Genomic DNA, 15,197 nt, shown 5'->3' with positions numbered 1-15,197 from the left:
AATGCGTAAAAAACAGAAAATTTTAGCAGTTGCTCATTTATCTACTTTAAATGGTGCAAACCGATCGCTGTTAAATTTAATCGAAGGAAACAATACTTCGATAGATTGGATTGTAGTATGCAGAGGATATAAGTATGAAAACCCATCTCTAAAAACCGAATTAACAAAAATTGAAGTCAAGAGTTATAATATACCATACCGATTAGATGTTCATTCAAAGTCATCTAAACTTATTAAAAAAAAGGTGTTTTTTGTGATAGAATTAATCTATAATTTTTTCATTGCTTTAACTCTTCCGGTTTTCGCAATATTAAAAAATGTAAAAATTCTTCATTCAAACTCCGTGAGTATTTGCCTAGGTTCCTATGTAAGTTTCTTTATCAGAAAGGCATACATTTGGCATTTCAGAGAGTTCTTAGTTAAAGATTATCGTTCAAAATATAACTTTGGATTTGGCTGTATGAAATTTTGGGCAGATAAATCGGCTAAGATAGTTGCGATCTCTCAAGCAATCCATCGAGCCTGTATTATGGATAACCTACTTTTCAATATCTTTTACAAATCAGAAAAATGGAGTTTAAAATTTTTAATTATAATATTCTATGAAGAATCTATTATTCGTACATCATAGTGGGGGACTTGGTGGGGCGCCAAGAAGTTTGTCGTTATTACTAGACAACGTAGATTCAACCAAGTATTCTACAAGTCTTCTTTGCATTTATCGTGGTCCTGTATTGGAAATTTTTGAGCCGAAGCCAATAAAGATAATAATTAATGAACGTATTTACCCCTTTCATGGATCAACGGTTGTTGAAAAGTCTTTAATAGTTTTCTTAGTAAACCTTATTGGTCCATTATTTTCTTTCTTTAACTCTAGAAAGGTTATTAGGCAAGTTAAGCCAGATATTGTTCATCTCAACTCTTCGTGTCTTTTTGTAACCGCTATGGCTGTTAAGAGTATTGATAAAAATATAAAGGTAATATGTCACGTTAGAGAGCCTTTGAGAAAAACAATTGCAGGCAAAATTATAAAGAATATGTGTTATTGGTTCGTTGATAGGTTTATCGCCATAGATCATTTTACCGGAGCGAGTATGAAAACTAAGAATAATATCGATATTGTTTACAATCCGGTTGACTTTACTTTATACAATCCCGAGTTGAAAAGTAGAATTCTTAGGGATGAATTAAATTTAGATGCCGATTCGGTCGTATTTTTATATCTAGCAAGAGTGGCTAAAGGTAACGGTGCTCTAGAATTAGTCAATAGGGCTAACATTTTATCAAAGAAACACCCCAATTATCATTTTGTAATAGCAGGCCTTGACGAGGAAAATTTGGATAGTTATTCTAAAAATGTAGTTAAGGAAGCTGAAGGTAATTCAAATATACATTTGATGAAATTTAGAAAAGATGTACCCGAATTAATTGCATCTAGTGATATAGTCGTAATACCATTTACTGAGCCACATTTTGCAAGAGCAGCAATTGAAGCCGCATCAGTTGGTAAACCTTGCATCGGTGCAAAGATAGGTGGGGTTGATGAATTAATTATACAAAATGTAACGGGATATTTATATTCCACTTTGGAGGAGTTTGATGAATATTGTATTGACCTAGGAGAGAATAAGCTCAAGCGGCAAGATTTTGGTGAGAAGGCTGTCCTTTTCGCTAGGGAAAATTTTGATGACAGGGAGTCTTCGCGTAGAGTGTTTGCTGCCTATGAGTAAAGTCATTGTCATGTGATTAATATGTTAATTATGATTTTAAGATACGGAACCAAATTAGTTAAAACTTTATTTTTTCACGTGGCCTTTAAGATATCTTGGCTAGTGACCTTTATAAAATTTAAATTAAATGGTGTAAATTTTAATAACGATTTTATAGCTAGAGGCATTCCAATAATAAACGTAAATTTAAAGGGGATTCTAAATATTCGAAGTGGATTTATGATGCATAGTGGAAAATATTATAATATGATAGGACGTCAACAACGTTGTTATTTTATTGTTGGTAAAGATGCTGTTCTAAACATTGGTGAGAATGTAGGGATAAGTTCTACAGCTTTAATTTGTTATAATAAGATAGATATAGAAGATCATGTGAGAATAGGAGGAGGTGTGGTAATTTACGATACAGATTTTCACTCGTTAAATTTAGATGAGCGAATACAAAATCCTGAGGTCACCACTAATATAAAATCTTCACCAGTTGTAATTAGGCGTGGCGCATTTATTGGAGCACATTCAATAATTTTAAAAGGCGTTACTATCGGAGAAAACTCCATAATTGGAGCTGGATCAGTTGTTGTTAAATCAATACCAGAAAATGAAATATGGGCAGGTAACCCTGCAAAAAAAATAAGAGACTTGATGTCTTAGCTTAACAATTCGCCTTCTCACAAAATTAAAGTTAAAATATCACGTATGATTTTTAGTATAGTAATCGCCATTTTTTAAGCTAATTAACGATCTGGATTTATATCAGTCTTTAGTTGTAAGTGACAAACGATTAAAAACTATTTCATTGTGAATTCAATGCGCTCTTAACTCAAAACTAAACTTAAATGCAAACTTTCTAATGAAGAAGATATCTATAGTTACCGCAACATACAACGCAGCCAGCCGTCTTGAGAGTTTAATTCTTTCAGTAGGTGCTCAAAAAACGGAAGAGGTCGAATTTATAATCATTGATGGTGGGTCAACTGATGGTACAATCGATATTATTAAACGGCATAATGTTTATGTTGACTATTGGGTTAGCGAACGGGACAAAGGGATTTACGACGCATGGAATAAGGGCATTGCTGTAGCTAAAGGCCAATGGATAATGTTCCTTGGTGCTGACGACTCATTATTACCGGATGCTTTATCCAATTTTCTTGAATTTTTGAGTTCTGAAAATTCATCATCTTATGATTACATCTCTGCACATAACCATTTTGTGAATAGTGAAGGCGCATTGTTAAAATTACTGGGTGAGGGTGCGGAATGGAAACTGATGAGACGAATGAATTCAGCAGCACATGTAGGATCACTTCATAACAAGCAGACCTTATTTGAAACCGTTGGTTATTACAGCCTGGACTATAAAATATGTGCGGATTATGAGTTACTATTAAGGAAAGGGCCAAACCTAAGAAGTTATTTTTTGCCCAAGGTTATCGCAAGAATGGAAGTTGGTGGAATGAGTTTTTCATTAAAAGCCATTAAAGAAACTTATAGGATAAGAAAGCAACACAAAACTGTACCAACACTATTTAACATGTTTTTATTCTTTAGAGATTACATGGGATATACGCTTTTCAAATTAAGAAAACCAATATGATCGAAAGCTATTGGCATAACCGAATTTCCATATAGCATAGTCACATACATTAATTTATGATCAATAATTAAAAGAATTTAATATGATTAATATCCTTTTCATAGGAGGTGCAGGTTTTATTGGTAGTAATCTGATAAGTACTTTCGTTAATAACTCAAAATATAAGGTTTACGTATATGAACCTGCTATGGCTAATTTATCTCGTTTGGACAAATACGAGAATAAAGTGATCATTTTAAGAGGTGGGTTATCAGATAGTGATTTACTGAGTGCAGTACTAAATGAGCATAATATTGACATCGTTGTTCATTTAGTATCAACGCTAATACCAGGAAGTCGTTATGAGGATTATAAGAAGGAATTTGAAAGTGTTATTTTTCCAACAATTATGCTCATGAAGTTATGTGCAGAACGGAAAACTAAATTTGTTTACTTTTCATCGGGTGGTACTATTTACGGGAATGATATAAATTCAGCATTTAACGAATCGGATCCGCTTGCGCCTATCTCATATTATGGATTATCTAAACAAATAATAGAAAATAGTATTTTATTTGAAAACCGAATAGAGAATCTTAATTATTTGATAGTCCGCCCATCAAATCCTTATGGACCTGGTCAAATGTTATACGCAAACCAAGGCCTGATTGCGGTTATGATTGGTAAGATATTGGCTCAAGAACAAATCGTGATTTGGGGTGATGGAAATAGTGTGCGTGATTATATTTACATTGATGACCTGGTAGATGCTTTTTACCAGCTCATAGATAACGATGTGATTAATGAGGTAGTTAATGTTGGCAGTGGTGAGGGAATGTCTGTTAATAACGTTATTGACCACCTGAAAAAAGCGGTTGGTCGAGAAATAGATGTAAGATATGAAAATAGTAGGTCAGTTGACGTTGCAAGAATGGTTTTAGATATCTCAAAATTGAATACTCTTATAAAAGTAAAACATACACCCTTAGAAATTGGGATGGAAAAATTTTTAAACTATATAGAAAAAACTGTAAAAAGAGATGCTTAACAAACCTTATATTTCTTTTTGTATCCCCACATTTAACAGATTGGAAATTTTACAAAAAACGATTGAGAGCATTTATGCCGACAAAGAAGTGGATTTAGATGATTTTGAAGTTATCATTTCTGATAACGAGCCAAATCAAAGTGCCAGGGAAATAATTGAGAAGTTTTCATATAAGAATTTGTACTACTATCCAACTAACACTACGGGATTTTTAAATTCGTTTAACGTGTTGAAATTCGGAAATGGTCATTTTTTAAAGTTGCATAATAATTACACAATGCTGAAGAGAAATTCTCTTAAAGAAATGATTGAGGAAGTAAAAAGAAATTTAGATAGCAAGCCAGTAATTTTCTATACCGACGGACTAAAGCAGTATAATGCTGTTAGGCAATATGACTCCTATGATAAATTTATGCGTGCGCTATCTTATTTTTCTTCATGGAGTACCGGGTTTGGTATTTGGAAAGATGATTTTGATAAAGTGCAGGGATCATTAAAAATAAATGAATATTTTCCTCAAACGTCTTTGTTAGTGACCCAAGCTGATAAGGTTAATTTTATTATTAATGACCTAAATGTTTTTGATAATCAGCATATACCCAAAAAGGGAGGCTATAATATTTTTAAAGTTTTTGCCGTTGATTTTGTTAGTTTAATTAAAGGAGAATGTGATGCAGGAAAGATTAGTCATGAAACGTTTGACAAAATAAAAAAGGACTTACTTCTAAATTATATAGCCGTTCGATACTTTAAGACGGTTATAGCCAGGCTTGACAATTTTGAGAAAAGTGATATTAAAAAGAGTATAGGGGTTTATTATTCGCCATCATTTTATTACTTAATGATTCTAACATCTCTTTTTTCTCCATTAAAACATTTAAAAAGGAAATTTAATATTTAATGATTTAAAGTAAATTGAAAATGGAACAGAAGCTAAATATTGATCTATTAAAAGAATTTTTTAAATTTAATATGAAGTTTGTAATATTAATTAGTTTTATTTTTTGCACTACTTCATTATACGGTCAAAGAATCCCTGTTACATTGGGAGCGTATTATTTCGATGGATGGAATGGAAAGAGTACAAATAATCTATTGACAGATAGCTTAAAAGTTCGCTATTTGGAAAGAAAACCAAAATGGGGATGGATTACCAGTACATCATATATTATGGATCAGCAAATTCAGCTGGCTGAACGCAACGGAATAGATTTTTTTAGTTTTTGTTGGTATTTGCCACGAGAAAAATCAGCTGATGAAGAGCCTTTAAATAATGCTGTTGGGCTTTTCATGAAATCACAGCTTAATAGTAAGATGAAGTTTTCAATCTTGGTGGCTAATCATCCGCCTTATTTAATAACTCCTGAAAACTGGAATATTGCTACTGCTGAATGGATTAGACTATTTAAAAATAAACGTTATCTAAAAACAAATCAAAAACCGTTATTGACTTTTTTCACATTTAGAACACTCTTGCAAGAATTTGGTTCCGTCAAAGCACTTGCAGATTCGATAACGAGTTTCAGAGCCAAAGTGAAGGCAGCCGGTTTTGAGGGGGTAGCTCTTGCTGTAAATTTAACTGATCCAAATGATAATGTTTTGTCAGCTAATGCTAAAGCTGCAGGTTTCGATATTTTCACAGGTTATAATTATCATGATTCGGGTTTAAAAGCAAATGATACGTTGACTCCAATTAATTCTATGATTGATGCAGAGCATAAGGTTTGGGATTTAACTAAAGATAAAACTAATCAGTTCATACCTGTTACTACACTAAATTGGGATCCGAGGCCATGGCGTCCCGGCAATGAGAATAAAATCAAGAGATTTAGTGGCTTTTCAGGTCATAGTGTTGAAATGTCTGTTTCTGCTATGCTTAGTTGGATGAGTGTAAATAAAATGTATTTAACAAAAGAACGAATAGCACTCGTATATGCGTGGAATGAGTATGGAGAAGGTGGATGGCTGACTCCCTCTAAACTCTATGGCAATCAACTTCTTGATGGACTTAGAAGAGCTAAACAAAAAAAAACACAAACTAAATGAAAGTTGCAATTTTAGGTACCAGAGGTATCCCAAATCATTATGGTGGATTTGAACAATGTGCTGAATATTTAGCCGTAGGTTTGGTTAAAAAGGGGTTTGACGTGATTGTCTACAATAGTCATAACCACCCTTATCAGGAAAAGGAATGGAACAATGTAAAGATTGTTCATTGTTATGATCCGGAGGATAAATTGGGCACGGCCGGCCAGTTTATATATGACCTTAATTGCATTTTAGATGTGAGAAAACAGCGATGCGATGTGATATTGCAGTTGGGTTATACAAGCAGTTCTATCTGGGGAAGACTGATGCCTAAAAATAGTGTAGTTACTACTAATATGGATGGGTTAGAATGGAAACGAACAAAATACTCTGAAAAGGTCAAAACATTTCTTCGCTGGGCTGAAAAGTTGGGTGTAAAGTATAGTGATCATTTGATTTCAGATTCAATTGGTATCCAGAATTATTTGAAAGATAAATATCAAAAAGATTCTACATTTATTGCATACGGCGCTACACTATTCGAAAAACCAAATATAGAACAATTAAAGCCATACGGGCTAACACCCTATGTTTATGATATGCTAATTGCCAGGCTGGAACCTGAGAATAGTATCGAAACTATCCTTGATGGTGTTGTTTTAGCCAATTTGCAACGGCCGTTTTTAGTTGTTGGCAAACACAACACAACATACGGAGCATTTCTAAAACAGAAATATGCCTTGCAAGCCCAGATTCAGTTTGTTGGTGGAATTTATGATATTGAGGTATTGAACAATTTACGATACTACTCTAACCTGTACTTCCATGGTCATACCGTTGGCGGAACCAATCCGTCGCTCCTGGAAGCGATGGCCTCTAATAGTTTAATTTGTGCAAATGATAATCCTTTCAATAGGTATATTTTAGAAGATGATGCCATTTACTTCAACGAAGCGATAGAGGTAAAACAACACTTAGAACGCGTTGTTTGCCAGGAACCGGCGTACCAGGCCAAAACTAAAAATAATGCTGATAAAATTGTTAATATTTATGATTGGAATATCATTGTAGATCAATACGCGCAACATCTAGAAGAAGTTGGCGGTAAGTTTAACAGGTTTCGTAAGTAGCTGATACGTTTTTCAATTCCCGTTCGGCCATAGATGTTGAGATACTAAGCATACCAATGTAAAATGTATTACTGCAATTGAATTGAATAGCTGTTCTCGCTGATTTTAGTTGTTCTTTTATTAATGATAACTAATTTCATAGCAGCATACATCAGCTGAAATTGAGCCCTAGACTTGGTACAGCAATACCTTCGCCTAAACTGATTGAAAGTGTTCACTAGGGCAATGTGGTTAAGTAAAAAGAGCAAGTCTAATTGTAGACTTGCTCTTTTTTATTGCTGATGCTGCCATAATTTGGCATGAAGGTTAGAACTGATAGATGTTTCGGGTAAATGGCGTTAATAACTTAAGTAAGTAGATTTTTTTACGCTAAATAACATTATCTATCTCAATTGAAGCGGTCGCCGTGAATTACGCCTAAGTTCTTAACCACTTCTTTGATCTCCTGTTCATTCGATTTTGGATAAATTAATAACGCATTGCCTTCATCAACAACAATGAAATTATCCAGCCCTCTAATTACTGCCAATTTCTCTCCGTTAATGTGGATAATACTGTTAGTTGTCTCCTTAACATCAATTTGCCTTGCGGCTATTACATTGTTTTCCTCATTTTTGTTAGCCGCCTCGTAAAGTGAGGCCCATGTACCTAAATCAGACCATCCAAATTCTGATGGTATAGTGTAAACATTTTCTGCCTGTTCCATAATCGCATAGTCAATAGAAATGTTCGGGCAATTTGGATAGTTGGTATCTATAAATTCACGCTCATTTACCGTATTGTAAATGTCGTTACCCGATTGGAATATATTATAGATCTCAGCAGAATACTGCTCAAGGGCTTTCAAAATCGTGCTCACTCTCCAGATAAATATACCAGCATTCCACACATAATTTCCTTCAGCTAAAAATTCTTGAGCCTTGATTGCGGATGGCTTTTCTTTGAATTCGGTAACCTTATGAACACCATCTGTTTCAGGGATCTGATATTTGATATACCCATAGCCGGTATCTGGTCTGGTTGGTGTTATGCCTAGTGTGACCAGCGCTTCATTTTGACTAGTGAAAGTTAAAGCCTGCTTTATTTTTTCTATAAAGATATCTTCATATAAAATGAAATGATCAGAAGGTGCTACCACAACATTTGCATTGGGATTCATTGCATTGACCTTGAAGGAGGCATAAGCAATGCAAGGTGCGGTATTATTACGGCTCGGTTCACAGATAATCTGGTCTGGGCTTATTCCTTCTAACTGTTTCAAAATAATATCCTGATATTGACTATTGGTAACAATGAAAATGTTCTCTGCAGGACAAAGTTTAAGAAAGCGTTCGTAGGTTAATTGTAACAAAGACTTTCCAATGCCTAAGATATCCAGAAATTGTTTAGGAAAGTCATTACGGCTCTTCGGCCAAAAACGGCTTCCAACACCGCCTGCCATTATTAGTACAAAATTATTTTTATCCACTGCGTTAATTCCAGTTTAAGTCTTTTACCTCATTATAGACATTTCTGATTCCCGATGCTAAAGATATTTTAGCCCTCCAGCCCTTTTCATTCAGTTTTTGTACATCCATTAGTTTCCGGGGTGTTCCATCCGGTTTAGTTTGGTCTGTAACGATTTCACCTGAATAGCCAACCACATCGGCGATTAATTGTGCGAGTTCTAAAATGGTAACGTCTTCCCCTACGCCGATATTTACCAATCCAGGTTCATCATACGTTTGCATCAGAAAAAAGCAGGCGTCAGCTAAATCATCTACGTGCAGAAATTCTCTTCTGGGTGTACCAGTGCCCCATATCGTTACACTTGTCTCGTTATTGTTTTTTGCTGAAATTACTTTGCGAATCAGCGCCGGTAAAACATGTGAATTGTTTAAGTCATAATTATCATTAGGTCCGTAAAGATTAGTTGGCATCACTGAGATATAATTACAACCATATTGCGCGCGATATGCGTCACATAACTTAATCCCTGCAATTTTAGCTATGGCATAGGGTTCGTTCGTCGGTTCTAATTCGCCGGTTAAAAGATAATCTTCTTTAAGCGGTTGCGGTGCCATTTTGGGATAGATGCAAGATGAACCTAAAAACATCAACTTAGTTACTTTATTTAAGTATGCCGAGTGGATAACATTATTCTGGATCATGAGATTTTCGTACAGGAAGTCGGCACGATAGGTGTTGTTCGCTAATATTCCCCCAACTTTAGCTGCAGCTAGAAAAACATATTGCGGTTTCTCCGTTTCAAAAAAATCAGCAACTGCTTTCTGATTTCTTAAATCCAATTCCTTTGAGGATCGAAAAATAACATTGCTAAACCCTTCAGCTTTTAATTTTCTTACAATTGCAGAACCTACCATTCCATTGTGTCCGGCAACATAAACCTTAGCAGATTGATCCATTTTATTCGAATTGATTTTTAACTGAATAACCTGCTTCTTTCAGCATTCTTTCTTTCTGGAAATGCTGAACATCGGATGTCATCATATCATTTACTAACCCGGCAAGATCATATTTAGGAGACCAATTTAGTTTTTCTTTACATTTAGCCGGATCGCCGATTAATAATTCAACTTCTGTCGGTCGGAAATAACGCGGATCTACCGCTACCACTTCTTTGCCAATTTCTACCTGGAACTCCTGGTTGTTGCAGGCAACTACATAACCTTTTTCATCTACGCCTTCACCCTTGAATTCTACCGTAATTCCAACCTCGTTAAAGGCCATCTTGATAAAGTCTCTTACGGTAGTAGTCACCCCTGTTGCGATCACGAAATCTTCTGGTTTTTCTTGTTGCAGGATTAGCCACATGGCCTCTACATAATCTTTTGCATGACCCCAGTCTCTTCTTGCATCCAAATTTCCTAAGTGCAGTTTGTCTTGCATACCTAATGCAATTTTTGCTGTGCCGCGCGTAATTTTCCTGGTTACAAAGGTTTCGCCGCGTAAAGGACTTTCATGATTGAATAAAATACCATTACAGGCAAACATTCCATAAGCCTCTCTATAATTTACAGTAATCCAATAAGCATACATTTTTGCCACTGCATAAGGAGAGCGGGGATAAAATGGGGTCGTTTCAGATTGTGGCACAGCCTGAACTAATCCGTACAGTTCGGAGGTAGAGGCTTGGTACACTTTAGTCTTCTCCACTAATCCTAAGATGCGGATCGCTTCAAGAATTCTTAAGGTACCAATTCCGTCTGCATTTGCAGTATACTCCGGGGTTTCGAAACTTACCTGTACGTGACTCATTGCACCCAGATTGTAGATTTCGTCTGGCTGAACCTGTTGAATTATGCGAATCAGGTTTGTCGAATCACTTAAATCTCCGTAATGCAAAATAAAACGTACATTGCTTTCGTGTGGATCTTGATACAAGTGATCGATCCTGTCGGTATTGAACAATGAGCTGCGACGTTTAATTCCGTGTACTTCATAGCCTTTTTTAAGTAATAAATCAGCTAAATAAGATCCGTCCTGACCTGTTATTCCGGTAATAAGGGCTTTTTTCATTAATTTGTTTTTATTGAGAGTTTTTGTGTTTGTAAGGATATACTTTTTCTATTACCAAGGTGTTTAGACCAGTATCAATTTTGAATTTGTTAATAAAAATTTATTTGCTGTAAATATATTCATTTCTATTTGAAATTTTGCATGGTGTATATTTTACACTAAGTTTTTTTAAAAAAAAATTATTTAAGATTGAAAAAGAATTACCTTTACGATAGTAATTAATAAATCCCTACTCGAAATCTAATAACTTATTAAATGACAAAAATTACAAACATTTGTTGCATTGGTGCAGGATATGTTGGCGGTCCTACTATGGCCGTGGTAGCAAAACAGTGCCCGGATATTAAAGTTACAATCGTGGATTTGAATGAGGCGCGTATCGCCGCCTGGAACGATCCTGATGTTAATAATATCCCCGTTTACGAGCCAGGGTTAAGTGATGTGGTTGCGGAAGCCAGGGGCAGAAACCTGTTTTTTTCGACAGATGTAGATCAGGCCATTGCTGAGGCAGAGATGATTTTTATATCCGTAAATACGCCAACCAAAACCTATGGTTCTGGTAAGGGAATGGGTGCTGATTTAAAATGGATAGAACTTTGTGCCAGACAAATCGCGCGGGTATCCACTTCTGACAAAATCATCGTAGAAAAATCAACTTTGCCGGTTCGTACTGCAGAAGCGGTACGTGATATTCTGCATAACACAGGCAGCGGGGTTAAATTTCAGGTCTTATCTAATCCGGAATTTCTGGCTGAAGGTACTGCCGTGGAAGACTTATTGGCTCCGGATCGTGTACTGATCGGTGGCGACGACTCTGAAGAAGGCCAGGATGCCATTGCAGCCCTTGTAGATGTATATGCGAATTGGATTCCCAGGGAACGGATCCTCACCACAAACGTTTGGTCATCGGAACTTTCTAAATTGGTAGCCAATGCATTTTTGGCGCAAAGAATATCCTCTATAAATGCCATATCTGAACTATGTGAAAAAACGGAGGCTAATATCAATGAAGTATCACGTGCTATTGGTACAGATAGCCGTATAGGACCGAAGTTTTTAAAGGCATCGGTAGGTTTTGGAGGGTCATGTTTTCAAAAAGACATCTTAAATCTGGTTTATATTTCCAGGTCCTTTGGTTTGCAGGAAGTGGCTGATTATTGGGAACAGGTGATCATTATGAACAACCACCAAAGAAAGCGTTTTGCCTTAAATATAGTGAAGAGCCTGTACAATACGGTTTCCGGTAAAAAAATTGCTTTCCTGGGCTGGGCATTTAAAAAAGATACTAATGATACACGGGAATCTGCCGCTATATATGTAGCTGATGAGTTGTTGAACGAACAGGCATATATTCAGGTTTACGATCCTAAAGTACAAAGAGATCAGATATACCATGATCTGCAATATTTAGAAACCAGGTCTGTTGAATCAAATACAAGCGGGGTAAGTGTGTTTGAAGATCCTTATGAGGCCTGTGATGGTGCTCACGCCATAGCTGTTTTGACGGAGTGGGATGAATTTAAGGACTATGATTGGCACAAAATTTATTCAAAAATGCTCAAACCGGCAAAAATTTTCGACGGTAGAAATGTTTTAGATCATAAACTGCTTAAAGAAATAGGTTTTCAGGTAAACGGAATTGGGGTATAATAGCTATTAATAACGATTAATGGGCCGTTAGCTAAATCTTTTACCTTAATTTTTAGTTTTATAAACATTCATTACAAATATCAATTACTTTTTACGCCTGATAGCGCTTAGTTCCAAAACATTTGTTTAAATTTGATTTCGTCTAATCTCATTATTTAAGTATGAACTCCCCAACGAGATACTTATATCTGCTAAAGTATATTTTGCCGGTTACGGACTTAATTATGCTTAATGTGGTGTATTTTTCTACCTATTATTTAACACCTCTTTTAGGTAAAAACATGCACAATGAAATCGATCGGCACCATGTGGTTGTCTGCAATTTGATTTGGCTCTTCGGATCTGCAATCTTTGGGCTTTACTCCTCTTATGGGGCCAGAAAACTTGAGCGGATCTACAGGGGTACCTATCGTACGCTGGCCCTGCACTTTGTTTTATACCTGTCGTACTTATTGTTTTCTGCAGAATATGAATTTTCAAGAACTTTTTTGATCGTTTTTTATATTTTACTGGTCGGCGCATTTATCCTGAATAGATTTGTTGGGACGTTTATTCAATACGTTGTGATCAACAAATTTAATGCAGCAAAAAAGGTGGCTGTAATGGGATCAAATGAAACGGCTACGAGATTGTCAGACTATATTCATAAGCAAAGAAGTTTAGACTTTTTTGGATTTGTTGGCGATGATGATGATATCTATGATTCGATGGATGGTAATGACAGGATCTCAGAGAAAATGGGAAAAGCTGTCGAGTCTGGCGTGAAAGAAATTTATGTAGCGATAGCACCGCATAGGATGAATGATGTGAGCAGATTGGTATCCGTTGCGGATCAGCAGTGTGTGAGGCTAAAGTTTGTGCCTGATATTGGCGGAGCGTTGGCAGCCCCTTATACGATATCCTATATGGGTGGTGAATTTCCGATGATCACCTTGCGGAATGAACCTTTAGAGATCATGGGGAACCGATTCAAGAAACGTGCTTTTGATGTGATTTTTAGTGCCTTTGTTATTGTATTTATAATGAGCTGGCTCTATCCGATAATTGCCATCCTGATTAAACTCCAAAGTCCGGGCCCTGTACTCTTCAAGCAGCTCCGAAGCGGAAGGAATGATGAGCCATTTTGGTGCTGGAAATTTAGGAGCATGAAAATCAATAAGGATAGTGATCACAAGCAGGCTACTAAGGATGATGATCGAATTACTAAAATTGGACACTTCCTGCGTAAAACAAGCCTGGATGAAATGCCCCAGTTTTTTAATGTCTTTTTCGGGTCAATGAGTGTTGTTGGCCCACGTCCGCACATGCTGAAACATACTGAAGAATATAAGAAGATTATTAGTCAGTTTATGGTTCGCCACTTTTTAAAACCAGGAATAACTGGCTGGGCGCAGGTTAATGGGTTTAGGGGCGAAACCAAGGAGGACGATGCCATGGAGAACAGGGTCAAATTCGATATCTTTTATCTGGAAAACTGGACGGCTATGCTTGATGTTAAAATTATTTTTATGACGGTAATTAATGCCTTAAGAGGAGAAGAGAATGCTTATTGATTAGTTAAATTGATTTTTCAATAAATAGTCCAAAGATTTCTCCATTTCGCTGCTTCATCCGATAGCGATCGGATGAAGTGAAACGAAATAAAATTCTGGCCTTAAATGCCAGATCTTAATTTGATACAGCCTCATGACGATCGCGCTAACTTAAAGGCTTAAAATTAGTCGGTAGGAATAAATGTTAATCGAAAGAAGCTAATCATTTATATCTATTCTAATGTATTTGAGTGAATATAGATTAAATACTTAAGACTTCGGAACACCCTTATCATTATTCGCCAGATCGTGGCCGGCTAAAGTTGAATCATCTGGACGCTGAAATTGTGAAAGTGTTGTTGGATTGTGAGGAGATGGATGCGGAATTGGACTCACATTCCGTCTTCCGGGTATTTAGGTGAAACTGCTACAGTCCCACTTAGCATTTAACTAAAAAGTTTTAGTATTATTTGATTAGTCGTTGCTTAATAAGTGATTGAACGCGGGTAGTATGGGATTTCGTTTTTGTCGTAAGTTCTGCAATAGGTTGGATGAGCTATGAAATAAGAGCCAGAATGTTGTCTTTCCGGATATTCATCATCCTTTTAAATTCATTGCAGCAGCCAGCCTTACGTTGATGTTCTCATTTATACCTTTGTAAAAGTTAAGGCTTAGGCGGTGGTCTGCTTTCAAATACCCGATTTTAGGTTCGATTGCGGATTTTTTGGTAAAGTCCCCATAAACTTAGCTTTTCTCCCAAACTTATATTTCTTATGTTTCTTGCCCCTACTGATGCCGGTGAACTCCGGTTCATAGAAGGCTATAGACCTTATTTTTGTAAGCGCAATACGACGTATATTTACTTCTATTAGTACCTTTAGGTTAAAATCAGAGTCATCAAAACAGTTCTATATTTCTATCTTATAATCCAGCCAATTGAATGAGACTCTCAAATAAAAGTAACAGTTCTATAGTATTTAAACC

13 protein-coding genes are annotated in these 15,197 nt (G+C 36.1%); 10 read left to right on the top strand and 3 right to left on the bottom strand.

Features of this window, described 5'->3' with window-relative positions:
- Position 1: 1 nt before the first annotated feature.
- The 8 genes from FFJ24_RS19720 (at position 2) to FFJ24_RS19685 (ending at position 7,512) form a co-directional block, all read left to right on the top strand.
- Complete coding sequence (locus FFJ24_RS19720) at positions 2-631, top strand: hypothetical protein (protein ID WP_138818871.1); 630 nt, start codon at positions 2-4, stop codon at positions 629-631.
- A complete protein-coding gene (locus FFJ24_RS19715) occupies positions 603-1,730 on the top strand; it encodes a glycosyltransferase (RefSeq protein ID WP_138818870.1) in 1,128 nt (375 codons plus the stop codon). Before FFJ24_RS19720 ends, FFJ24_RS19715 begins: the two co-directional genes overlap by 29 nt.
- Before the next feature lie 30 nt (positions 1,731-1,760).
- Entirely contained in the window at positions 1,761-2,381 is a 621-nt protein-coding gene (locus tag FFJ24_RS19710; protein ID WP_246862663.1) for an acyltransferase, read from the top strand.
- 199 nt (positions 2,382-2,580) lie between these two features.
- Positions 2,581-3,327 carry a glycosyltransferase family 2 protein gene (locus tag FFJ24_RS19705; RefSeq protein ID WP_138818868.1) on the top strand — a complete coding sequence of 249 codons (747 nt, stop codon included), beginning with the start codon at positions 2,581-2,583 and terminating at the stop codon, positions 3,325-3,327.
- Positions 3,328-3,409: 82 nt separating this feature from the next.
- Entirely contained in the window at positions 3,410-4,354 is a 945-nt protein-coding gene (locus FFJ24_RS19700) for an NAD-dependent epimerase/dehydratase family protein (protein WP_210419401.1), read from the top strand.
- Positions 4,347-5,255: a glycosyltransferase family 2 protein gene (locus FFJ24_RS19695; protein ID WP_138818867.1), complete on the top strand. Its 909-nt coding sequence runs from the start codon at positions 4,347-4,349 to the stop codon at positions 5,253-5,255. Before FFJ24_RS19700 ends, FFJ24_RS19695 begins: the two co-directional genes overlap by 8 nt.
- A gap of 20 nt (positions 5,256-5,275) precedes the next feature.
- Positions 5,276-6,400 (top strand): glycoside hydrolase family 99-like domain-containing protein, encoded by a 1,125-nt coding sequence (locus tag FFJ24_RS19690; RefSeq protein ID WP_138818866.1) that lies wholly within the window; start codon positions 5,276-5,278, stop codon positions 6,398-6,400.
- A complete protein-coding gene (locus FFJ24_RS19685) occupies positions 6,397-7,512 on the top strand; it encodes a DUF1972 domain-containing protein (RefSeq protein WP_138818865.1) in 1,116 nt (371 codons plus the stop codon). The genes FFJ24_RS19690 and FFJ24_RS19685 overlap by 4 nt, the downstream gene beginning before the upstream one ends.
- Before the next feature lie 388 nt (positions 7,513-7,900).
- Here FFJ24_RS19685 and FFJ24_RS19680 read toward each other — a convergent pair whose 3' ends face one another.
- Genes FFJ24_RS19680 through gmd form a run of 3 tightly spaced genes read right to left on the bottom strand, consistent with a single transcriptional unit; the run spans position 7,901 to position 11,031 of the window.
- Complete coding sequence (locus FFJ24_RS19680; protein WP_138818864.1) at positions 7,901-8,980, bottom strand: mannose-1-phosphate guanylyltransferase; 1,080 nt, start codon at positions 8,978-8,980, stop codon at positions 7,901-7,903.
- Between the two features lie 4 nt (positions 8,981-8,984).
- Positions 8,985-9,917 carry a GDP-L-fucose synthase gene (locus FFJ24_RS19675; protein WP_138818863.1) on the bottom strand — a complete coding sequence of 311 codons (933 nt, stop codon included), beginning with the start codon at positions 9,915-9,917 and terminating at the stop codon, positions 8,985-8,987.
- Between the two features lies 1 nt (position 9,918).
- On the bottom strand, positions 9,919-11,031 hold the full coding sequence (gmd, locus tag FFJ24_RS19670) for a GDP-mannose 4,6-dehydratase (RefSeq protein WP_138818862.1): 1,113 nt from the start codon (positions 11,029-11,031) through the stop codon (positions 9,919-9,921).
- Between the two features lie 255 nt (positions 11,032-11,286).
- On the opposite strand from gmd, the gene FFJ24_RS19665 reads away from it, so the two are divergent.
- Positions 11,287-12,681: a UDP-glucose 6-dehydrogenase gene (locus FFJ24_RS19665; RefSeq protein WP_138818861.1), complete on the top strand. Its 1,395-nt coding sequence runs from the start codon at positions 11,287-11,289 to the stop codon at positions 12,679-12,681.
- Between the two features lie 161 nt (positions 12,682-12,842).
- Positions 12,843-14,234, top strand: coding sequence for an undecaprenyl-phosphate glucose phosphotransferase (locus tag FFJ24_RS19660; protein WP_246862662.1), 1,392 nt, complete (start codon positions 12,843-12,845; stop codon positions 14,232-14,234).
- Positions 14,235-15,197 lie beyond the last annotated feature (963 nt).

The sequence above is a fragment of the Pedobacter sp. KBS0701 genome (genome assembly GCF_005938645.2).
Taxonomy (GTDB): Bacteria; Bacteroidota; Bacteroidia; order Sphingobacteriales; family Sphingobacteriaceae; genus Pedobacter.
The sequence above is the reverse complement of the archived record's forward strand: the minus strand, read 5'-3'. Positions and strand labels throughout refer to the sequence as shown.